Source organism: Helicobacter sp. 13S00482-2 (assembly GCF_002272795.1).
GTDB lineage: Bacteria > Campylobacterota > Campylobacteria > Campylobacterales > Helicobacteraceae > Helicobacter_J.
In genome coordinates, this window is record NZ_MLAT01000066.1 from 1 (window position 1) to 728 (window position 728).

At 29.1% G+C, this 728-nt stretch carries 1 protein-coding gene and 1 pseudogene; both read right to left on the minus strand.

What is annotated here, in order from left to right:
• A pseudogene (locus tag BKH42_RS09905) lies at window positions 1–107 on the minus strand (type IA DNA topoisomerase); the annotation flags it as partial.
• 65 nt (window positions 108–172) lie between these two features.
• On the minus strand, window positions 173–613 hold the full coding sequence (locus BKH42_RS09130; RefSeq protein ID WP_095296271.1) for a type II toxin-antitoxin system antitoxin SocA domain-containing protein: 441 nt from the start codon (window positions 611–613) through the stop codon (window positions 173–175).
• Window positions 614–728 lie beyond the last annotated feature (115 nt).

The following is a 728-nucleotide window of genomic DNA, read 5'->3' on the forward strand; positions in this document are numbered from 1 at the left end:
TTCAAATCTAAAAAATGTCCTACTGTAGCAAATACTTTAGCTCCTGTAATTGCAGTTATTTTTTTAATTTTATTGGGCGATTCTATGATGATAATGCTCTCTTTAATTTGTTCCATTGTTTATCCTTTAGCTCTAATATAAAAAATCATTTTTAATTATCTATGCATAAAATTTATTCCCTCAATCCTGCTTCCTTTTCAATTAATTCATCAGAAATTACACGCTTATCGCCCTCTCCATTTTTGTATACTTTTTTCCATGCACCATTTGGATTCTGGCTTCTTTGGACAAGTTCCCAAGGTTTCAACTTGATATATTCATTCAGAATCTTATCTATTGACTTTTCTTCTTCGGGTTTTAATTCAATATGACATTCTTGGATATCATCAATGGTAAATCCACCATATATTCCAAACTTATTATAGACACTCTTCATTATGGGTCCACATTCCCGAGCCTCAAAACTTTCATCATCGATAAGTTTTCTATAGGTTTCTCTCAAAAATTCCAAATGAACAAAATACATAATTTTTTGAAGCTGGAGATTACTGATATATTTGTCCTTTTCTATGCATTTATTGATAATATATTTAGCTACATCTAATGCTTTCATGTGATTATTTCTCCTGACTTAATATTTCTTTCCATCATTATATTTGAATCATTTTCTAGATTCAACACGAATTTCTTAAGTACTATATCAATTAAACCAAAACTTTTTTCAACAT

Excerpts from the sequence above, each read along its gene's own strand:
- BKH42_RS09130 (WP_095296271.1), bottom strand. The coding sequence starts at position 613 with ATGAAAGCATTAGATGTAGCTAAATATATTATCAATAAATGCATAGAA.